The following is a 20,464-nucleotide window of genomic DNA, read 5'->3' on the forward strand; positions in this document are numbered from 1 at the left end:
GTCGCTGGTTCGAGCCCAGCAAGAAGCGCCATTTTTTTATTTTTTGTAAAAATATAAAAAATAAGTAAAAGGGGAAATGATGAAAAAAAAATTAGCAACATTGATGTTTGGATTGTCACTAGCTGCTTTTGGGGCTGAAAATTTTGAGTTAGGATTACTTTCACCAACTCAATTGCATGGTCCCCAAACGAGTGTTAAAGGAATAAGATTAGGGCTTCTATATACTGAAAATCAAAATGTAGAAGGATTAGATATAAATATTATAGCCAATAAAAAGCAAAATTTTAAAGGATTATCAATAGGATCATTCTATGATAGAACCGAAGGTAATTTTGTGGGAGCAAAATTAGGTTGGTTTTTTTTACCAATAACATTTAATAGTGTTGGTGGGAATATGACAGGAGTTCAATTAGGGCTTGTAAATATGGTAGAAAAAGATACTAAAGGAGTTCAGCTCGGAGGAGTTAACTTTACGGGGACAGCAACAGGTGCTCAATTAGGTTTCTTTAACAAAGCCGATAAAATTAAAGGGCTTCAATTTGGATTTGTAAATATGGCTGAAAATCTTCAAGGTTTACAAATAGGGCTTGTGAATATAGCAGAAAATAGTGAATTGTTTGAGGTTCTTCCAATTTTAAACTTTAATTTTAAATTTTAGTTAATCTTCTAAATTGACAAAATTATGAAAATATGATACAATACTTTAGTTATTATAACGAATATTCCGCTTTAATGGGAATATTAAATGAATATTCAGGAGGCAAAGATGAAAGAAAAATTAATTCAATTAGTAGAGCAAAACTACTTAAGAAACGACATTCCAGCATTCAAAGCTGGAGATACGCTTGGAGTTTACTACAAAGTAATCGAGGGTAACAAAGAAAGAGTTCAGTTATTCGAAGGTGTAGTAATCAGAGTAAGTGGTGGAGGAATCGCTAAGACTTTTACAATTAGAAAAGTAACTGGTGGAATCGGAGTAGAGAGAATCATACCTGTAAACTCACCAATGATCGATAAGATCGAAGTATTAAAAGTTGGAAAAGTAAGAAGATCAAAACTTTATTACTTAAGAGAACTTTCTGGAAAGAAAGCAAGAATCAAAGAAATCAGAAGATAGTACTTCAAAAGCTAAGGGTGAACAATTCCTTAGCTTTTTTCTTTTTTTTGTGATAAAATATACTTAAACTGACCAAAGGAGTGAAAGAATGAGCAGAGAGAATTTAATAATTAATAGCATTTTTTATGTACTATTGACAGCCTTTTTTATCTATATATTTATAAAAGAAAAAAAAATAGTAGCGAAAATAGATGAAAAAAGAACAAAAATTGAGGATAAAGTTGTTAATAAATTAAAAATTCAAGGAAAAACTTCGGAAAAAGTTATAAGAAAAATTATAAAAATAATCGAAAGTTTAGGAAGTGCGTTAATTCTAGTATTGATTATTCAAAAGTTTTATATAGGGAATTTTTTAGTTCCAACAGGATCAATGATTCCAACTATAGTTCCAAGAGATAGACTTTTTGGGAATATGGTAATATATAATTTTAAAGCTCCAAAAAGAGAAGATATAATAGTTTTTCAAGAGCCTATTGAAGATAAAGTTTTATACACAAAAAGATTGATGGGTCTTCCAGGAGAGAAAGTTGAAATAAAATATGATAGATTATTTATAAACGGAGAAAAAATTTCGGATAGAGAGTATACTCCATTAGGAGAATTAGCTTCAAATGAATGGGTTGTGCCTAAAAAAGGCGATACAGTAAAAATAGTTCCGGGACAAAATTATAATGAAACTTTTATGAATCAAAATATTGATGTGGCAAAAGTTCAGAGTTTGTTAAAGGAAAATAGTGGTTATGTGTCTCAACTTTTACCAAATGTTAAATTTTATGTCAACGGAGTTCAAACAGGGATGATTTTAGATTATATTCATGATGAAAATATTGTGAATGCCTTATTAAGAGGAGAAACAGTAGAAAGAGTATTGGACGAAGACTATTATTTAGCTTTAGGAGATAATACAAATGGTAGCTATGATTCGAGAATGTGGGGATTTGTAAAGGATGGGAGAATAAAAGGTAAAGCTTTTGTTAGGTTCTGGCCTTTAAATAGGATAGGTCTGTTGAAATAATGCAGATGTATATATTAAATAAGACAGATAAGCTTTTGTTAGAAGAGATAGCAAATCTAGAAAAAAAAATCTTTACAGAAAGTTATTATTCTATTGAAGTGTTAAAAGATATACTTAAAAGTGAGGATTATAGAATTTTAGTGGTAAAAAATGAGGAGATTAAAGGTTATTTAATAATTCATGACTCATATGATATTTTTGAAATAATGAAAATTGCAGTAAAAGAAGAGTATAGAAATAGCGGCGTGGCAGAAAAATTAGTTCAGTTTTATTTGGAGTTAGAGGAAAAAAATCTTTTTTTAGAAGTAAGAGAAGGGAATATTGTTGCTCAAAATTTTTATAAGAAATTAAAATTTAAAGTAGTTGGAAAGAGAAAGAATTATTATTCAAATGGTGAATCAGCCATTTTAATGTTATTAGAAAGAAATTAATATATATTTTAGGAGGACAAATTAGTGAGTAGAGATATTTATTCAAATCCATTAGCAGAAAGATACAGTTCGAAGGAGATGTTAGAGACATTTTCACCAAAATTTAAATTCTCAACTTGGAGAAAACTTTGGTATGCTTTGGCAGAGACAGAAAAAGAATTAGGATTAGATATAACTGATGAGCAGTTAGAAGAGATGAAAAAAAACATTCATAATATAGATTATGATTTAGCAAATGAAATGGAAAAAAAATTCAGACATGATGTTATGGCACATGTACATACATTTGGAACAGTGGCATCAAAAGCAATGCCGATAATACATTTGGGAGCAACAAGTGCTTTTGTTGGAGATAATACAGATCTTATCCAAATAAAGGAAGCATTGGAAATAACGAAAAAGAAAATGATAAATGTGATTGATGGTTTGGCAAAATTTTCAAAAGAATATAAAGATTTACCAACATTAGGATTCACACATTTTCAAGCCGCACAATTGACAACAGTAGGAAAAAGAGCGACTTTATGGTTACAAAGTTTACTTTTAGATTTAGAAGAGTTAGAGTTTAGACAGGATACTCTTAGATTTAGAGGAGTTAAAGGGACAACAGGAACTCAAGCTAGTTTTCAGGAACTGTTTAATGGTGATTTCAAAAAAGTTAAAGAGTTGGATGAAAAAGTTGCAGAAAAAATGGGCTTCAATAAAAGATTTTTAGTAACAGGACAAACTTACGATAGAAAAATAGATTCAGAAGTATCGAACCTATTATCCAATATAGCTCAGTCAGCACATAAATTCACGAATGATTTAAGACTTCTTCAGCATTTAAAAGAGATAGAAGAACCCTTTGAAAAAAATCAAATAGGATCATCAGCGATGGCTTATAAAAGAAACCCTATGAGAAGTGAAAGAATTTCATCTCTTGCAAAATTTGTGATTGCATTGCAACAGAGTACTGCAATGACAGCTTCAACACAGTGGTTTGAAAGAACTTTGGACGATTCAGCAAATAAAAGATTAGCGTTGCCTCAAGCCTTTTTAGCAATAGATGCAATATTAATTATATGGAAGAATATCTTAGAAGGATTAGTTGTTTATCCAAAAATGATAGAAAAGCATATAATGGCTGAACTTCCATTTATGGCGACAGAGTATATAATAATGGAAGGCGTTAAAAGAGGTGGAGATAGACAAGAGCTTCATGAATTAATAAGAGTTCATTCTATGGAAGCGGGAAGAAATGTAAAGGTTGAAGGTTTAGAAAATGATTTGATAGAAAGAATAACAAATGATGATTCATTTGATATAGATAGAGATAAATTGATGGAAATTTTAGACCCAAAAAACTTTATTGGATTCGCACCAGAACAAGTAACAGATTTTTTAGATTTAGAAGTAAATCCAATATTAGAAAGATATAAAGAGCTGTTAGGAATGGACGCAGATTTAAAGGTGTAGTTATGACTGATAAAAGGCGAAGATACTTAACTGCGTTTGTACTTCTTGCTCTTTATTTATCACTGATAGAAACCTTGATACCGAAACCTTTTCCATGGATGAAGTTAGGATTAGCTAATATAGCAATAATTATAGCTTTAGAAAAATTTGATGAAAAAATGGCTATAGAAATTTTATTTTTGAGAGTTTTTATTCAGGGAATGATGTTAGGAACACTTTTTTCGCCAAGTTTTATAATAAGTTTAATTTCAGGAGGGGCTAGTACCCTCTTGACCATTTTACTATTTAGATGCAGAAAAAATTTATCATTGATAGCTATTTGTATAGCAGGAGCTTTTATACATAATGCAACACAGCTAGTAGTAGTTTATTTTTTATTGTTTAGAAACATAAGTATAATGAGTAGATCAATCTTTATTTTTATTTGGGGATTTTTATTTATGGGGTGTATTTCAGGATTTATTACAGGGATTATATGTGAAAGATTGAAATTAAGAAGGGAGAGGGGATAATGAGAAAATATTTTGGTACGGATGGAATAAGAGGAGAAGCTAATAGGGAGTTAACTGTAGAGCTTGCTTTAAAATTAGGTTATGCATTAGGTTACACATTAAAACAGAAATATCCTGAAAAAAAGAGGATAAGAGTTATTATGGGGTCAGATACAAGAAGGTCAGGTTATATGTTGAGATCAGCATTGACAGCTGGATTAAATTCAATGGGAATAAATATAGACTTTGTAGGAGTAATTCCAACACCAGGAGTAGCCTATCTAACACAAAAGAGCACAGCTAAAGCGGGAATAATGATATCAGCATCTCACAATCCAGCTAAAGATAATGGAATTAAAATATTTTGGGAAGATGGACATAAGCTTCCAGATGAAGTGGAGCTAGAGTTGGAAAAATTAATGGATAACGTGGAAAAGATAACTGAAAATCCAATTGCAGGAGATGATGTTGGAAGATTTACGTATGCAGAGGATGAATATTATTTATATAGAGACCATGTTATTTCTACTGTAAAGGGAGATTTTTCAGGAATGAAAATAATTTTAGACGCAGCAAACGGATCAGCTTATAGGGTAGCTAAAGAGGTATTTTTAGCGTTAGGAGCAGAGATTGTTATAATAAATGATGCTCCGAATGGAAAAAATATAAATGTGAGATGTGGATCTACTCATCCAGAAATTTTATCAAAAGTTGTAATGGGATATGAAGCAGATTTAGGACTGGCTTATGATGGAGATGCGGATAGACTTATAGCTGTAGATAAAAATGGAAATATTGTAGATGGAGATAAAATAATTGCTGTACTAGCTCTAGAGATGAAAGAAAGAGATGAGCTTACTAACAATCAGGTTGTTACAACAGTAATGAGTAACATGGGATTTGAAAAATATCTATCAGACAAAGGAATTGAATTGATAAGAGCCAATGTAGGGGATAGATATGTTCTAGAAAAAATGAAGGAACTAGGTATAAATATAGGTGGAGAACAGTCAGGTCATATTATTTTATCAGACTTTGGAACTACAGGAGATGGAGTTTTAACATCAATAAAGTTAGTTGAAGCTATTAGAGATTCTGGAAAATCATTGGATGAGCTTGTGGGAGATATAAAAGATTGGCCACAACTTCTTATCAATGTACGTGTTTCAAATGATAAAAAAAATATTTGGAATAAAAATGAAAATGTAGTAAATTTTATAAAAGAAAAAGAAGAAGAGATGAAAGGTCTAGGAAGAGTATTGGTTAGAACATCAGGAACAGAACCTATTGTAAGAGTTATGGTAGAGGGAAAAGAGATGGATTTAGTGGAAAAAATTGCTAAAGAGATAGCTGTAGTTGTTGAAAAAGAACTGGTATAGGAGTAAAGATGTATTATAAAAATTTTGCAAAAGTATATGATAAATTTATGCAGCATTGTGATTACGATGAATGGGCTAAATTAATAGAAGGTTTGATTGAAGAATCTAAAGTAGAAGGAAAAAAATTATTAGATTTAGGATGTGGAACAGGGGAAACACTTATTAGATTAAAAGAAAATTATGAGTGTTCGGGATTAGATCTTTCTGCAGATATGTTAACAATTGCTAATAAAAAACTTAAGAATAAGGGTGTGAAATTATTTTTAGGGGACATGAGGGAATTTAATACAGGAGAAAAATATGATATAATAATATCTTTATTTGATACAGTTAATCATTTAACTTCTATAGAAGACTTAGATGACTTGATGAAGTCAATAAAAGATAGTTTAAATCCTGAAGGCGTATATATTTTCGATGTAATCAATAGAGAATTTATGGAAAAAATGTTTCCAGGAGGAATTTATTACGATAACAGGAAAGATATGACTATAATTTGGGAACATTTTGAAGAAGAAGATTTAGATATAGTGGAAGCGGTATACTTTGTTAAAAATAAGGCAGGACACTATGAAAAATTAAAAGAGGTGTATGAAAAAAGAATTTTTCAAGAGTTCGAAATTAGAAAAATTGTTGAAAAAAATAATTTAAACTTGTTAAGTATTAGTAAAAATGATAAAATAGCTGGGGAGAGATTTTTTTACATAGTAAAAAAATAATTTTATAGGAAGTGAAGGATATGATATTTTTTAATAAAGATTTTATACATTATTTTTCACTGTTGGGTTTTCTAGGGTTTTTAATAGTTGGAAATATAGGAATATTTATATTTTTATATAAACTTATAGAAAGATACTTTTTTAAAAGCACACCACTATTTGTATTATTTGTAGTCATAGGAGTTTTTAGTGGCTTTTATAATGCCTATAAGTTAATAATGAAAAAATAGGATTGAGTGATATATGGATGAGTTAAAAAAAATAATAAGGCGTGGAATAATAACATCGATAATAATTTTAGTTTATGGAGTATTGTCTTTAAATAAATATGTCTATATTGGAATGTTTTTGGGTTCTGTTTTTTCAGTAGTTGGTTTTTATATGATTTGTTTGGATGCAAAAGCAAGTCTAGCCTCTAGTTCTCCATTTAAAGTTGGAGTTGTAGGCTATTTAAAAAGATATTTGTTATACGGTATATTTTTAGCAGTAGCTACAAAATATTATGGGTTTCCAATGTTAGTTAGTGGAGTTATAGGTTTATTGAGCATAAAAATTAATATACTGGCTGTAACTCTATTTGACAATATAAAAAAGTTTAAATCTAAGCATTTAAAATAAACTATTGAAAGGAGGCGAAACTTATGAGAATAGGACCGATACAATTTATAACACCCCCATTAGTAGAAGGACCTGCAATTATGTTTTATGTACCATTGCCTAATTTTCTTCATCAAATTCCGTTCGCAATGGAATATGCAGATGGAAAATTTGGATTACCAGTTACAATAACAGTAATAAGTACATGGTTTGTAATACTTGTATTAACTCTACTATTTAAAAAGGGAACAAAAAAATTGGAAATGATTCCAGGAAGAGCACAAGTTGTTGCTGAGTCAGTTTATGATTTTTTACACGGAATAATTCATCAGATGTTAGGAGGATGGACAGCAACTTACTTTACGTATTTAGCATCACTATTTATATTTATTTTAGGATGTAATTTACTTATGTTTGCTCCAATTCCATGGGGTGGCTTTGAAGATGGAGTGTTTACAATAGCACCAGCTTTTAGAGCTCCAACAGCAGATCTTAACACAACAGTTGCTTTAGCAATGTTAACGACGCTAACATTTTTAGGAACAAGCATCAAATTACATGGTATACTAGGATATTTAAAGGGACTTTTAGAACCAATGCCTTTTATGCTACCAATAAACTTAGTTGGAGAGTTAGCAAAACCAACAAATATTTCTATACGTCTGTTTGGAAATATGTTTGCGGGAATGGTAATAATGGGGCTTATTTATAAAGCAGCACCGATGGTTATACCAGCACCGTTACACCTATATTTTGACATATTTAGTGGAGTAGTACAAAGTTTTGTATTTTTGATGCTAAGTATGGTATATATCCAAGGTTCATTAGGGGATGCTCAGTGTCCCGATGAAAAATAGAGCACTAAAAAATTAAATTTTAAAAATAACTAGGAGGTAAACAATATGGATTTAATGTTAGCAAAAACAATAGTATTAGCAGCATCAGCAATAGGAGCAGGATGTGGAATGATCGCTGGTATCGGACCAGGAGTAGGACAAGGATATGCAGCTGGTAAAGCGGTAGAAGCAGTAGCTAGACAACCGGAAGCAAAAGGAGATATCATTTCAACAATGGTACTAGGACAAGCAGTATCTGAGTCAACAGGTATCTATTCACTAGTAATCGCACTTATTTTATTATACGCTAACCCATTTGTAGGAATGTTAGGATAATTATTAAAATAAACAAACCAAATACTTTTAGGAAGGAGGTATGACACTTGGCACTAACAAATATGCCTGCAGTATCGATTGATATTAACATGTTTTGGCAAATAATAAACTTCTTCATTTTAGTTTTTATATTCAATAAATACTTTAAGGCTCCATTATTAAAATTAATGGACTCTAGAAAAGAGAAGATAGCAGCAGAATTCTCAGAAGCTCAAAAAAGTAAAGAGGAAGCTGCTTTAAAAAATAAAGAAGCTCAAAAAATATTAAGAGATGCTAAAGATGAAGCTACTAAAATAGTTCAATTAGCAGAAAAAAAAGCTGATGAAAGAAAAGAAAACATTGTTTCAGAAGCAACTATTCAAAGAGATAAAATGCTTAAATCAGCTGAATTAGAAATTCAGAAAATGATGCATGCAGCTAAGAAAGAGCTAGAAGTTGAGATGAACGGATTAGCAGTTAAATTAGCTGAGAAAATTATAAAAGAGAATTTAGACTCTAACTTAGAAGCTGCCCTAGCTGATAAATTTATAGATGAGGTAGGGGGAGTAAAATGATAGGTAACCAGATTGGTAAAAGATATGCTGAAGCAATTTATTCGGTTGCTGAAGCTAAAAATGAAGTTAAATCGGTTTATGAAGTTTTAAACTCTGTAATGGAGCTTTATAAAAATGACATTGATTTTAGAAATTTTATAACTCATCCTTTAATAAAAGAGAATGAGAAAAAAGAAACGTTAAAGAAAATTTTCACAGAATCTAGTGAGGGTGTAGAAATTCTTTTCTATATTTTAGAAAAAGGAAGAATTGCCCAAATTAGAGAGATAGTAGCAGAATATGTGAAAATAGATTATTTAAAAAATCAAATTTTAGATGTTGAAGCTACTTTTGCTATTGAATTAAATGAAGAGCAAAAAGAGAAACTTTCTAAAAATCTTGAAATAAAAACAGGTAAAAAGATAAAGCTAGTAGTTAATGTAGATAAAACTCTAATTGGTGGAGGAATTATCAAAATAGGGGATGAAATAACAGACGGAAGTATCCGTAGACAGTTAGAAACTCTAACACAGAAATAAAAACTACTTGTAAAATTAGGAGGTGTAATCAGTTGAAAATCAGACCAGAAGAAGTAAGTAATATAATCAAAACTGAGATCGAGAATTACAAAAAGAGTCTTGATGTCAAAACTTCAGGTTCTGTATTAGAAGTAGGAGACGGTATTGCGAGAATCTACGGACTAAGCAGTGCAAAAGCGGGAGAGCTTTTAGAGTTTCCTAACGGAATAACAGGAATGGTTTTAAACCTAGAAGAAGACAACGTTGGAGCTGTAATACTAGGTGACTATACAAAGATCAAAGAAGGCGACGAGGTTAGAGCAACAGGAAGAATTGCATCAGTACCTGCTGGAGAATCTTTACTAGGAAGAGTTGTAAACGCTTTAGGTGAGCCAATTGATGGTAAAGGTGAAATGAAGTTTGAGAAGTATATGGAAGTTGAAAGAAAGGCTTCAGGAATCATCTCAAGAAAACCAGTATCTGAGCCACTACAAACAGGAATCAAATCAATAGATGGAATGGTACCTATCGGTAGAGGGCAAAGAGAACTTATAATAGGAGATAGACAAACTGGTAAAACAGCAGTGGCTATCGACGCTATTTTAAATCAAAAAGGAACAGGAGTAAAATGTATCTACGTTGCAATTGGTCAAAAGAGATCAACAGTAGCACAGATCGTTAAGAGATTAGAAGATGCAGGAGCTATGGAATATACTATAGTTGTTGCAGCAACAGCTTCAGAATCAGCTCCTTTACAATATTTAGCACCATATTCAGGAGTAGCTATGGGAGAGTACTTCATGGATAAGGGAGAGGCAGTTTTAATAGTTTATGATGACCTTTCTAAGCACGCTGTTGCGTACAGAGAGATGTCTCTATTACTTAAGAGACCACCTGGAAGAGAAGCTTACCCAGGAGATGTATTCTATCTTCACTCAAGACTTCTTGAGAGAGCTGCAAAGTTATCAGATGAATTAGGTGGAGGATCAATAACAGCTTTACCAATTATCGAAACTCAAGCAGGAGATGTATCAGCATATATCCCTACAAACGTTATTTCGATAACAGATGGACAGATATTCCTAGATGCACAACTATTTAACTCAGGATTCAGACCGGCAATCAATGCAGGAATATCTGTATCAAGAGTTGGAGGATCTGCTCAAATAAAGGCTATGAAACAGGTTGCTGCTAAAGTTAAGTTAGAATTAGCTCAATATACTGAGCTATTGACATTCGCACAGTTTGGATCTGACTTAGACAAAGCAACTAAAGCTCAATTAGAGAGAGGGCATAGAATTATGGAAGTTTTAAAACAACCACAATACAGTCCATATCCAGTTGAAGAGCAAGTAGTTTCTTTCTATACAGTAATCAATGGATTCTTAGATGAAATTGCTATTTCTGATGTTAGAAGATTCGAAAAAGAAATGATCACAGAAATGAGAAATACAACTACAATATTAGATGAAATCCTTGAGAAGAAAAGCTTAACAAAAGAGATTGAAGCTAAAATTGAAGAGGTTATTATAGCATTTAAAAAGAATTTTAATTAAAGAGAGGTGGGAAAATGGCTGGAACTAGAGAGATAAAAAACAGAATTAAAAGTGTTCAGTCTACTCACCAAATTACAAAGGCCATGGAAATAGTTTCTACAACTAAATTCAAGAAATTTTCTACAATAGTAGCTCAATCTAGACCGTATTCAGAAAGTATAGCAAATATATTACAAAATATAGCAGCAGGTGTTAAAAGTGAAAAACACCCACTTTTTGATGGTAGAGAAGATGTAAAAAAAGTTGGAATTATCGTTATGTGTTCAGATAGAGGATTAGCGGGAAGTTTTAACAGTAATACATTAAAAGCACTAGAAAGATTAAGAATTGAAAATAGTGAGAAACAGGTCTCTGTAATTGCAGTTGGAAGAAAAGCAAGAGAATACTGTGCTAAGAGAGATTATGATGTTAAAGCTGAGTATACTCAACTTATACCAGAGACAATGTTTGATAAAGCTAAAGAGATTAGTGAAAATATTGTTGAATATTACTACAACAACATATTTGATGAAGTTTATGTAATATATAATAAGTTTGTATCAGCATTAGTGAGTGATCTTACAGTAAGAAAATTAATTCCTATTGAAAGAGCTGAGGGAAGTGAAAACAAAGCTTATATATTTGAGCCGAGTCCAGAAGAGATATTATCATCTCTTTTACCAAAGTATCTGAATATAGAATTATATAAAGCTTTACTTGATAACACTGCAAGTGAGCATTCTGCAAGAAAAAATGCAATGAAAAGTGCAACGGATAACGCTGAAGATATGATTAAAGGACTAACTTTAGAATATAACAGAAGAAGACAAGCTTCAATAACTCAAGAAATTTCAGAGATTGTTGGTGGAGCGGCGGCACTAAATTAAGAAAAATGAGGAGGCAATAGTGGAAAACAAAGGAACCCTTACACAAATAATAGGTCCTGTTGTAGACGTAGTATTTAATAATAAATTGCCAGATATTTACAACGCTTTAAAAGTTAAATGCGAAGAGGGAAGAGAATTAGTTCTTGAAGTTCAACAGCACTTAGGAAACAACGTTGTAAGAACAGTAGCGATGGATGCTACTGAAGGTCTACAAAGAGGAATGGAAGTAGTAGATACAGGAGCTCCAATAAGAGTCCCTGTAGGAAAAGCAGTTTTAGGAAGAATCTTAAATGTACTAGGGGAACCAGTTGATGAAGCTGGACCAGTAGTGACAGAAGAGTATCTACCAATACATAGAGAGGCACCTAACTTTGATGAGCAGGGAACAGAAGTAGAAATATTTGAAACTGGTATCAAGGTAATTGACCTTCTTGCTCCATATATCAAGGGAGGAAAAATTGGTCTATTTGGAGGAGCTGGAGTAGGAAAAACAGTTCTTATAATGGAGCTTATCAATAACATCGCTAAAGGGCACGGAGGTTTATCTGTATTTGCTGGTGTTGGAGAAAGAACTAGAGAAGGAAGAGACCTTTATGATGAGATGAGAGAATCAGGAGTTATTGATAAAACATCTCTAGTTTATGGTCAAATGAATGAGCCACCTGGAGCAAGATTGAGAGTTGGACTTACTGGACTAACGGTAGCAGAAAACTTTAGAGATAAAGAAGGACAGGATGTTCTTCTATTTATAGATAATATATTCAGATTTACTCAAGCTGGAGCAGAGGTTTCTGCCTTATTAGGAAGAATACCTTCAGCAGTTGGATATCAGCCAACACTTGCTTCAGAAATGGGTAAATTACAAGAGAGAATTACATCGACAAAATCTGGATCAATAACATCGGTACAAGCAGTATATGTACCAGCAGATGACCTTACTGATCCGGCTCCAGCGACAACATTCGCTCACTTAGATGCAACAACAGTTCTTTCAAGAAGAATAGCATCTTTAGGAATATATCCTGCAGTAGATCCACTAGACTCAACATCTAAAGCTCTAGATCCAGCTGTTGTTGGAAGTGAGCATTATAATGTTGCAAGACAAGTTCAAGAGATTCTTCAGAGATATAAAGAACTTCAAGATATTATTGCTATCCTAGGAATGGATGAGCTTTCTGATGAAGATAAGCAAACAGTTTCTAGAGCAAGAAAAATTGAAAGATTCTTCTCTCAACCATTTGCAGTTGCTGAGCAGTTCACAGGAATGGAAGGAAAATATGTTCCAGTAAAAGAAACAATTAGAGCTTTCCAAGAGATCATCGAAGGTAAACACGATGCTCTTCCAGAACAAGCATTCCTTTATGTTGGAACAATCGAGGAGGCAATAGCTAAGGGAAGAGACCTTATGAAGGGAGCTGAATAATTATGGCAAACTCTTTTAAGCTAGAGCTAGTAACACCTTTAGAAAAAATATTATCACAAGATGTTGATTTTGTAATGATCAGAACAACAGAAGGAGATATGGGTATATTACCTAATCACTCGCCTTTTGTAGCCGGATTATCTACAGGAGAGATGAAAGTTAGAATTAATGGGCAAGAAAGTTATTACTATGTTTCTGGAGGTTTCGTTGAAATTTCTAATAATATAGTGACACTTTTAGCAGATGAAGCTATGGACGTTAAGGATATAGATCTTGAAGCTGCTAGAAAAGAAGCTCAAATTGCTAAAGAAAAACTTGAAAAAGTGGCGGAAGATATAGATTTTGCTAATGTGCAAAAAACTTTAACTCAAGCGCTAACAAAAGTTAAAATGGCTGAAAGAATGTTATAATAACTTTTAAGTAAAAAGGCTGATTAGAAATTTCTAATCAGCCTTTTCTTTTAAATAAATTATAAATTTAAAAATATTATTATGAATGCTTAAAGTGTAATTAAATCTGTGGAGTTCAAGAATTTTTTTAACTAAAGATAATCCAAGACCGCTCCCTTCAATTTTTTCATCTAATGCAGTTTCATCTCTATAAAAAGGTTGAAAAAGATTCTCGATAGTTCCTTTTATTTTATGTGAAGTTGTATTCTCAAAAGATATAGAAGAATCACTTAAATCAATTTTAACGCTATCATTTTCAGGAGAATATTTTAACATATTTTGTATAAGATTATTTATAGCGATTTTAAAAAGATTATAATCTCCTCTTATAAAAGATTTCGAAATATTTATTTCAATATCAATATTTTTTTCAAATTCTAAATAATCATATTGTTCGATAGATGAAGATATTAAATTTTCTAAATCAATCTCTTCAAAATTTAATCTATAATCCGGGGAATTTATTTTAGATAAAGTTAATAAACTTTCAGTTAAAGTTCTCATTTCAAGAGATTTTTCTAACATGATTTTATAATACTCTTTTCTATTTTCTTCTTTGACACTATCCCTAGCAAGTGCTTGAGAATAAAGGCAAAGAACAGAAATTGGAGTTTTTAATTCATGAGAAGCATTAGAAACAAATGATTTTAAATTCTCAATAGCGATAGAAAGCTCTTGAGACATATCATTTAAACTATAACTGAGCTCTTCTATTTCATCCCCACTTTTAATTATTATATTTTCAGGATGTTCCAGTTTAGCAAGTTTTTTAGCGGTTATTTTAAGATGAGTAATATTTTTTGTAATTTTTCTAGAAAAAATAGATACTAAAATACCACTGATTAAAAGAGAAAAAAAAGCAGTAAAAATATTAAAAATAAACATGTCGTGAATATGTTCAGCTATAACAGCTAGAGAGCTTCGAATGCTCAAAAGATATCCGTTGGGAAATTTTTCATAATATCTTAAAAACATAACTCCAGAAGATCCATCCATCTCTTTCATTTTAAAAATCGATTCATTGATTTTTAAAGAGTTATATATTTTTTTAGAACCCATCATGTGTGTTCGATTATTTTGTATGGAAGTTAGATCTATTTTAACACCATAACTATCTTGAGCAAATTGAATGTAGTACTCTAACTCCTCACGATTATCAATATTTTTTAAAATTTGATTTCTAATATTTATAATATTCTCTTTTTTTCTATGAATAAAAAATTTATCAAAAAACATTAGATTGAAAGAAAATCCAATAATAATAGTTAAAAAAACTACCCCTATAGTTAATAGGAATAGTTTTTTAAAAAAATTTAGTTTTATTGGAAAATTAATCTGTTTTAAAGACATATCCAACCCCTCTTACACTTTTTATATATGAGTCACATGACCCCATTTTTTTTCGTAGTCTTTTAATAATAGTATCTACAGCTCTTTCGTCGCCGAAAAACTCAAATCCCCAAACTTCATTTAAAAGAGTATCTCTAGAAAAAATTATATTTTGATTTCTCAATAAAAATTCTAAAAGTTGAGCTTCTCTTCTTGGAAGAATGTATTCTTCTTCAGGATTTATAAGCTTATAAGTGTTGAAATCAAAGGTGATTTCTTCAGCTTTAAAAAATGTAGCACTCTCCAACTTGAATATTTTTTTTAATTTTATTGTAAGAAGTTTTGGAGTGAAGGGCTTAGTGATATAATCATCAGCCCCTAACTCCAGTCCTTTTATCTCATCGAATTCATTATCTCTTGCAGTAATCATTATTATTGGTATTTGTGAAATAGCTTTTATCTGTTTACAAATATCCCATCCATTCATTCCTGGGAGATTTATATCGAGTAGAATAACATCTGGTTTTTCAGAATAGAAATTATCTAAAGCAAGATCTCCTCTACTGATTATAGAAGTTGAAAACCCATCCTTTATCAATGAGTCAGAGATTACTTTAGCAAGAGCAGTTTCATCTTCAACAATAAGAACTTTTTTCATAGATTAAGCCTTAACTATGTTTGTGTTCAAAAATAACATTGATAGGAGTTCCTTCAAATCCGAAAGCTTCTCTAAGTTTATTTTCAATATATCTTCCATAAGAGAAGTGAACAAGATCAGGATAATTACAGAATAAAATAAACTTAGGTGGAGCTGTTGCAGCTTGTGTAGCATAGTTTATCTTAACAACTCTACCTTTTCTTGTAGGTGGTTTATTCATGATGATAGCTTCACTGATAACTGTATTTAGTAGTCCTGTTGAAACTCTTTTGTTATATTCTGCAAATACTGCTTCAGAATGCTCTAATAACTTTGTAGTTCTTTGCCCTGTTAAAGCTGAAACAAATTCAATTGGTGCATAAGATAGGAAAGGTAATTCAGCATATAATTCCTCTCTCATTTTTTTCATGGTATCATTTTTCTTATTAGGAATAGTATCCCATTTATTTATAACAATGATAATAGGTTTTTTCTCATCATGAGCAATACCAGCTATTCTTTTATCTTGTTCAGTTAATCCTTCACTACCATCTATTATCCAGATGCAAACATCTGCTCTTTTTATAGTTTTAATAGCTCTTAGTACAGAGTAGTACTCTAAACTCTCTTCAACTTTAGATTTTCTTCTAATTCCAGCGGTATCTATAAGAACGTATTTGTTTCCATCATATTCAATCAGTGTATCTATAGCATCTCTTGTTGTACCAGCGATATCACTCACTATTGTTCTTTCTTCTCCAGATAATCTATTAACAAGAGATGATTTTCCAGCATTTGGTCTTCCAATAATAGCCAGTTTTAAACCATCAATTTCTTCATATTCTTCAACATGCTCATCGATTAAAGTAACAACTAAATCAAGCATATCTCCAAGATTTACTTTATGTTCTCCAGATATAGGAATTAAATGTTCAAATCCAAGTCCCCAGAAATCATAAACTTCATCTTGCTGAGCGTGGAAGTTATCAATTTTATTAACACATAAAATTACAGGTTTTTTCTTTTTTCTCAATAGATAAGAAATTTCTTCATCTAATGGATTAAGTCCATTTCTTCCATCCACGATAAAAAGGATAACATCCGCTTCATTCATAGCAACTTCAGCTTGCTGTTTTATTTTAGTCATCATAAAGTCATTGTTTCTAGGCTCTAGTCCTCCTGTATCTACAAGAACAAATTCTTTTCCTGCCCATTCTGTTTCTCTATAAAGTCTATCTCTTGTAACACCTGGTTGGTCGTCAACTATAGCGACTCTATCCCCAACCAATTTATTAAATAGTGTTGATTTTCCAACATTTGGTCTTCCGACGATTGCAACAATTGGTTTCAATTTAATACCTCCTAGTTTTATTGTTTTGTGTGATAATATCTTTTTGTTTTTGCTTTTTACCATTATCTTTTTCAACAAATAATTTTTGATTGTTGAAAGGATTCATTTCAGTATAATACATAAGTGTAGAATAAGTTGATGGAGTAGGAGTAAAAACTTGTACCTGCTCTGGACTTATTTTAAGTTCAGAGGATGCGAATCTTTTTAAATCTAACATATCTTTTTCGTTACACCCAGGATGAGCTGCAATAAGATAGTAAGTTAAAAATTGTTTTTTATCATGTTTTTTATTTAACTCATAAAAACGATTTTTAAAATCCTTTAACAAACTCTTTCCTTGTTTTCCCATAAGAGAAAGAATCTTATCCTCTGTATGTTCAGGAGCTATTTTCATTTGTCCTGAGATATGATCTTTTATAATTTCTTCAAGATACTTATCACCAAATTTATCATCATCTAAAATCATATCATATCTGATTCCAGATGCAATAAATATTTTTTTTATTTTATCAATTGATTTCAATTTTCTTAAAAGTGAAATCTGTTTTGAATGATTTAATTTAAGTGCCGAACAGGTCTCAGGATAAAGGCATCTTTTGTGAGAACAAGCTCCATGGTTAAGTTTTTTAGAGCACTCTAGTTGATACATATTAGCAGTAGGACCACCAACATCTGAGATATTTCCTTTAAATCCTTTTAATCCTGCTAGATGTGTAACCTCTTTAACTATTGAGTCCTCTGATCTAGACATAACAGTTCTTCCCTGATGGACAGCTATGGCACAAAAATTACATTCTCCGTAGCATCCACGGTGAGTGGTTACAGAATATTTAATTGTATCCAATGCCTTTACATGTCCGTCTTTTTTATAGAAAGGGTGGACATCTCTTTCAAAATCAAGTCCATATATATCATCCATCTCTTCAGATGTAAAGTTTTCAGAGGGTGGATTCTGTATATAGTAACGATCAGCATTTTTTTGGGATATTCCTTTAGCCGTTATAGGATCACAATTACTATAGAATATTTCAAAAGCTTTAACGAAATTTTCTGTTTTTTCAAGACACTCTTCATAGGTAGGAAGCTCAATATAATTTGTGTTAGGTTCTTTCGAAATATATCCAAGCCCTCTTATATTTTTCCAATCTTTATTGGATTTTAGAGCTTCGGCAAGAGCAAGCATTGATTTTTCACCCATTCCATAAGAAAGGATATCAGCTTTAGCATCAAAAAGAATAGGACGTCTAAGCGAGTTACTCCAGTAATCATAATGTACAACCCTTCTTAAACTAGCCTCTATTCCACCCAAAACAATTGGAACAGGACTATTTTTAAAGAAACGACGGATTAAATTTGTATACTGCATAGTGGCTCTATCAGGTCTTCTATTATTGAGACCACCTGGAGTAAAATCATCACTTTTTCTTCTTTTTTTAGTTGCAGTGTAGTTAGCAACCATAGAGTCAACACAACCAGCAGATATAGCCCAGTATAGATTAGGAGCTCCTAATCTGGTGATATCCTTATCCGAATTAATATCAGGTTGTGTAATAACTCCAACTTTATATCCATGTTTAAGTAACCATTTACCAATAATGGCAGTACCATTATAAGAGGTATCAAAGTAAGTGTCTCCAGAAATTAAAATGATATCTAGAGAATCCCACCCAAGTTTTCTAACCTCTTCCATTGTAGTAGGTAGAAACATTATTTATCACACTCCTTGAGAAGCAGCCATTAAGAAAGGAACAACCTGTTTCTTTCTAGAAACAACACCATCAACCCAAGCGGTGCTGTTTGTTAAAGTTGTATGGAATCCTCTTTCAACAATAGTTGAATCTCCAACAACAAGCAACATAGAACCAGCTTTTACTATATCAGTAATAACTAGAACTGATAGTTGATACCCATTTTTAGAATTTGTATCAGACATAGCTTTTTCAAGAGCGGCTTGTTGATCTAAAACTCCTTTAACATCAACAGTATTAACTTGAGAAATAGCTAGTTTTATACCATTCATAGAGAACTCTTTTTGATCCATAGTTAAAATCTCATCAGGTGTTTTATCAGAAAGAGAAGTACCAGCGATAAGCATTTCCATTCCATACTCTTCAAAGTTTTCAATTTTAGCAATCTTTGATAACTCGTCTACAGCTATTATATCTTTTTTTGTACAAGTTGGAGATTTGAACATAAGAGTATCCGATAAAATTGCACTCATCATTAGACCTGCAATCTCTTTAGGTGGAGTGAGACCAGCTTCTCTGTATAAATCTAAAATTATAGTGCAGGTACATCCTACAGTTTCAGCATTAATCTTAACTGGTTCATTTGTTTCAAAACTACCAAATTTATGGTGATCAACAACTTGAATTATTTTAGCATCTTTTAGCCCAGCTACAGATTGAGTACTTTCATTATGGTCAACTAGAACAACTTTCTTTCTAGTAAAATTAATTAGATTTTTAGTTCTAATAGTTCCATAAACTTCACCATTTTTATCAATAACAGGGAAATTTGTTTGCGAAGATTCTTTCATAATATCTTTTATATCAGCAAGGTAATCATCAGTAGAGAATGAGTAGAATTTTTCATTTCCTAATATTGATAGAATAGAAACAGATTGTGAAATTAAAGGTATCGCTCTAAATAAAGATTTATTAACTCTTAAAATAGGTGTTTTAGAGTCTCTTGGAAGGATAACATCATCTTTATCACAACAAAGAATAATCATTTTAGCACCTAATTCAATTAAATCATCTATTGAATCTAGAAGTGTTGTCGTTATAACAATATCTCCAGCAAGAAGATTTCGATATTCGCTCACACCTTTTAAACTAGCTTCAATTTTACCGCAAGGATATTCTCCACTTATTATTTCTCCATCAAGAACATCTTTCAAATTTTCATAAGTAGCGTAATACTTAGAGAAAAGATCAGAGTAATCAATATTTAAATAAGCATTAGCAATATCAGAGATATGAATCATACCCTTTAAATGGTTTTTACTATTTACAACAGGTAAGCTTGAAAAATTTTCCTCTGTCATAATTTCAAGTGCTCTTTTCAAAGAATCTTTATGATTAATTGTTTTCTTTTCGATATGAGTAAGGTCTGATATCTGAGCACTTACTGTTGAAAGTAGTTTTGGTGCATCTATATTAAATTTATTTAAAACGAACTCAGTTTCTTTACTGATATTTCCTAATCTACATGCCAGTGCAGATTCTCCTTTTAATTCGTTTAGTTTAGCTAATGAAATTGCAGAACAGATAGAGTCTGTATCTGGATTTCTATGTCCAAAAATTAAAATTGGTTCCATGTAAAATACTCTCCTTTTTATTCATAAGTCTATTTATTATTTTATCATTTTTTTGAAAATAGAACAACAAAATCTTTACTTTTCTTATAAAAAAACACAAA

At 31.4% G+C, this 20,464-nt stretch carries 23 protein-coding genes; 18 read left to right on the forward strand and 5 right to left on the reverse strand.

Annotated features, from left to right (window positions below):
- Positions 1-79: 79 nt before the first annotated feature.
- From Q0V67_RS01350 to Q0V67_RS01430, 18 genes are all read left to right on the forward strand, one after another.
- Positions 80-658 carry a hypothetical protein gene (locus tag Q0V67_RS01350; protein WP_297596315.1) on the forward strand — a complete coding sequence of 193 codons (579 nt, stop codon included), beginning with the start codon at positions 80-82 and terminating at the stop codon, positions 656-658.
- A gap of 108 nt (positions 659-766) precedes the next feature.
- Complete coding sequence (gene rplS, locus Q0V67_RS01355) at positions 767-1,117, forward strand: 50S ribosomal protein L19 (RefSeq protein WP_297596517.1); 351 nt, start codon at positions 767-769, stop codon at positions 1,115-1,117.
- 88 nt (positions 1,118-1,205) lie between these two features.
- Positions 1,206-2,132, forward strand: a complete 927-nt coding sequence (gene lepB, locus Q0V67_RS01360) for a signal peptidase I (RefSeq protein ID WP_297596316.1) — start codon at positions 1,206-1,208, stop codon at positions 2,130-2,132.
- Positions 2,132-2,563: a GNAT family N-acetyltransferase gene (locus Q0V67_RS01365; protein ID WP_297596317.1), complete on the forward strand. Its 432-nt coding sequence runs from the start codon at positions 2,132-2,134 to the stop codon at positions 2,561-2,563. Before lepB ends, Q0V67_RS01365 begins: the two co-directional genes overlap by 1 nt.
- A 24-nt stretch (positions 2,564-2,587) precedes the next feature.
- Positions 2,588-4,021 (forward strand): adenylosuccinate lyase, encoded by a 1,434-nt coding sequence (purB, locus tag Q0V67_RS01370; RefSeq protein ID WP_297596318.1) that lies wholly within the window; start codon positions 2,588-2,590, stop codon positions 4,019-4,021.
- A 2-nt stretch (positions 4,022-4,023) separates the two neighbouring features.
- A complete protein-coding gene (locus Q0V67_RS01375; protein WP_297596319.1) occupies positions 4,024-4,533 on the forward strand; it encodes a Gx transporter family protein in 510 nt (169 codons plus the stop codon).
- Positions 4,533-5,891, forward strand: coding sequence for a phosphoglucosamine mutase (gene glmM, locus Q0V67_RS01380; RefSeq protein ID WP_297596320.1), 1,359 nt, complete (start codon positions 4,533-4,535; stop codon positions 5,889-5,891). Before Q0V67_RS01375 ends, glmM begins: the two co-directional genes overlap by 1 nt.
- Positions 5,892-5,899: 8 nt before the next feature.
- A complete protein-coding gene (locus tag Q0V67_RS01385; RefSeq protein WP_297596321.1) occupies positions 5,900-6,610 on the forward strand; it encodes a class I SAM-dependent methyltransferase in 711 nt (236 codons plus the stop codon).
- Positions 6,611-6,630: 20 nt separating this feature from the next.
- Positions 6,631-6,840, forward strand: a complete 210-nt coding sequence (locus Q0V67_RS10330) for an AtpZ/AtpI family protein (RefSeq protein WP_366938431.1) — start codon at positions 6,631-6,633, stop codon at positions 6,838-6,840.
- 13 nt (positions 6,841-6,853) lie between these two features.
- A complete protein-coding gene (locus tag Q0V67_RS01390) occupies positions 6,854-7,228 on the forward strand; it encodes an ATP synthase subunit I (protein WP_297596322.1) in 375 nt (124 codons plus the stop codon).
- 23 nt (positions 7,229-7,251) lie between these two features.
- A complete protein-coding gene (gene atpB / locus Q0V67_RS01395) occupies positions 7,252-8,064 on the forward strand; it encodes a F0F1 ATP synthase subunit A (protein WP_297596323.1) in 813 nt (270 codons plus the stop codon).
- A 45-nt stretch (positions 8,065-8,109) separates the two neighbouring features.
- Positions 8,110-8,379: an ATP synthase F0 subunit C gene (atpE, locus tag Q0V67_RS01400; protein ID WP_185874994.1), complete on the forward strand. Its 270-nt coding sequence runs from the start codon at positions 8,110-8,112 to the stop codon at positions 8,377-8,379.
- A gap of 47 nt (positions 8,380-8,426) precedes the next feature.
- Positions 8,427-8,933, forward strand: a complete 507-nt coding sequence (gene atpF, locus Q0V67_RS01405; protein WP_297596324.1) for a F0F1 ATP synthase subunit B — start codon at positions 8,427-8,429, stop codon at positions 8,931-8,933.
- Entirely contained in the window at positions 8,930-9,451 is a 522-nt protein-coding gene (gene atpH, locus Q0V67_RS01410) for an ATP synthase F1 subunit delta (RefSeq protein ID WP_297596325.1), read from the forward strand. The genes atpF and atpH overlap by 4 nt, the downstream gene beginning before the upstream one ends.
- Positions 9,452-9,483: 32 nt before the next feature.
- Positions 9,484-10,986: a F0F1 ATP synthase subunit alpha gene (gene atpA, locus Q0V67_RS01415; RefSeq protein WP_297596326.1), complete on the forward strand. Its 1,503-nt coding sequence runs from the start codon at positions 9,484-9,486 to the stop codon at positions 10,984-10,986.
- Positions 10,987-11,000: 14 nt separating this feature from the next.
- The gene (gene atpG / locus Q0V67_RS01420; RefSeq protein ID WP_297596327.1) at positions 11,001-11,852 is read left to right on the forward strand and encodes an ATP synthase F1 subunit gamma; all 852 of its coding nucleotides are present in this window, start codon (positions 11,001-11,003) and stop codon (positions 11,850-11,852) included.
- Between the two features lie 19 nt (positions 11,853-11,871).
- Positions 11,872-13,275, forward strand: coding sequence for a F0F1 ATP synthase subunit beta (gene atpD, locus Q0V67_RS01425; protein ID WP_297596328.1), 1,404 nt, complete (start codon positions 11,872-11,874; stop codon positions 13,273-13,275).
- Positions 13,276-13,277: 2 nt separating this feature from the next.
- A complete protein-coding gene (locus Q0V67_RS01430) occupies positions 13,278-13,685 on the forward strand; it encodes a F0F1 ATP synthase subunit epsilon (RefSeq protein ID WP_297596329.1) in 408 nt (135 codons plus the stop codon).
- 33 nt (positions 13,686-13,718) lie between these two features.
- Here the strand turns inward: Q0V67_RS01430 and Q0V67_RS01435 are convergent, their stop codons facing one another.
- Genes Q0V67_RS01435 through Q0V67_RS01455 form a run of 5 tightly spaced genes read right to left on the reverse strand, consistent with a single transcriptional unit; the run spans position 13,719 to position 20,363 of the window.
- The gene (locus tag Q0V67_RS01435) at positions 13,719-15,074 is read right to left on the reverse strand and encodes a HAMP domain-containing sensor histidine kinase (protein ID WP_297596331.1); all 1,356 of its coding nucleotides are present in this window, start codon (positions 15,072-15,074) and stop codon (positions 13,719-13,721) included.
- Positions 15,055-15,711 carry a response regulator transcription factor gene (locus Q0V67_RS01440; protein WP_297596333.1) on the reverse strand — a complete coding sequence of 219 codons (657 nt, stop codon included), beginning with the start codon at positions 15,709-15,711 and terminating at the stop codon, positions 15,055-15,057. The genes Q0V67_RS01435 and Q0V67_RS01440 overlap by 20 nt, the downstream gene beginning before the upstream one ends.
- 10 nt (positions 15,712-15,721) lie before the next feature.
- Positions 15,722-17,041 carry a ribosome biogenesis GTPase Der gene (der, locus tag Q0V67_RS01445; protein WP_297596335.1) on the reverse strand — a complete coding sequence of 440 codons (1,320 nt, stop codon included), beginning with the start codon at positions 17,039-17,041 and terminating at the stop codon, positions 15,722-15,724.
- A 1-nt stretch (position 17,042) separates the two neighbouring features.
- Positions 17,043-18,752 carry a YgiQ family radical SAM protein gene (locus Q0V67_RS01450; RefSeq protein WP_297596518.1) on the reverse strand — a complete coding sequence of 570 codons (1,710 nt, stop codon included), beginning with the start codon at positions 18,750-18,752 and terminating at the stop codon, positions 17,043-17,045.
- A gap of 3 nt (positions 18,753-18,755) precedes the next feature.
- Positions 18,756-20,363 carry a putative manganese-dependent inorganic diphosphatase gene (locus Q0V67_RS01455; RefSeq protein WP_297596336.1) on the reverse strand — a complete coding sequence of 536 codons (1,608 nt, stop codon included), beginning with the start codon at positions 20,361-20,363 and terminating at the stop codon, positions 18,756-18,758.
- Between the last annotated feature and the right edge of the window lie 101 nt (positions 20,364-20,464).

Source organism: uncultured Cetobacterium sp., assembly GCF_947072685.1.
Taxonomy (GTDB): domain Bacteria; phylum Fusobacteriota; class Fusobacteriia; order Fusobacteriales; family Fusobacteriaceae; genus Cetobacterium_A.

Coding starts and splice junctions, on each gene's coding strand:
- Q0V67_RS01350 (WP_297596315.1), top strand. CDS start 80: ATGAAAAAAAAATTAGCAACATTGATGTTTGGATTGTCACTAGCTGCT.
- rplS (WP_297596517.1), top strand. CDS start 767: ATGAAAGAAAAATTAATTCAATTAGTAGAGCAAAACTACTTAAGAAAC.
- lepB (WP_297596316.1), top strand. CDS start 1,206: ATGAGCAGAGAGAATTTAATAATTAATAGCATTTTTTATGTACTATTG.
- Q0V67_RS01365 (WP_297596317.1), top strand. CDS start 2,132: ATGCAGATGTATATATTAAATAAGACAGATAAGCTTTTGTTAGAAGAG.
- Q0V67_RS01375 (WP_297596319.1), top strand. CDS start 4,024: ATGACTGATAAAAGGCGAAGATACTTAACTGCGTTTGTACTTCTTGCT.
- glmM (WP_297596320.1), top strand. CDS start 4,533: ATGAGAAAATATTTTGGTACGGATGGAATAAGAGGAGAAGCTAATAGG.
- Q0V67_RS01385 (WP_297596321.1), top strand. CDS start 5,900: ATGTATTATAAAAATTTTGCAAAAGTATATGATAAATTTATGCAGCAT.
- Q0V67_RS10330 (WP_366938431.1), top strand. CDS start 6,631: ATGATATTTTTTAATAAAGATTTTATACATTATTTTTCACTGTTGGGT.
- Q0V67_RS01390 (WP_297596322.1), top strand. CDS start 6,854: ATGGATGAGTTAAAAAAAATAATAAGGCGTGGAATAATAACATCGATA.
- atpB (WP_297596323.1), top strand. CDS start 7,252: ATGAGAATAGGACCGATACAATTTATAACACCCCCATTAGTAGAAGGA.
- atpE (WP_185874994.1), top strand. CDS start 8,110: ATGGATTTAATGTTAGCAAAAACAATAGTATTAGCAGCATCAGCAATA.
- atpH (WP_297596325.1), top strand. CDS start 8,930: ATGATAGGTAACCAGATTGGTAAAAGATATGCTGAAGCAATTTATTCG.
- atpG (WP_297596327.1), top strand. CDS start 11,001: ATGGCTGGAACTAGAGAGATAAAAAACAGAATTAAAAGTGTTCAGTCT.
- Q0V67_RS01430 (WP_297596329.1), top strand. CDS start 13,278: ATGGCAAACTCTTTTAAGCTAGAGCTAGTAACACCTTTAGAAAAAATA.
- Q0V67_RS01435 (WP_297596331.1), bottom strand. CDS start 15,074: ATGTCTTTAAAACAGATTAATTTTCCAATAAAACTAAATTTTTTTAAA.
- Q0V67_RS01440 (WP_297596333.1), bottom strand. CDS start 15,711: ATGAAAAAAGTTCTTATTGTTGAAGATGAAACTGCTCTTGCTAAAGTA.
- Q0V67_RS01455 (WP_297596336.1), bottom strand. CDS start 20,363: ATGGAACCAATTTTAATTTTTGGACATAGAAATCCAGATACAGACTCT.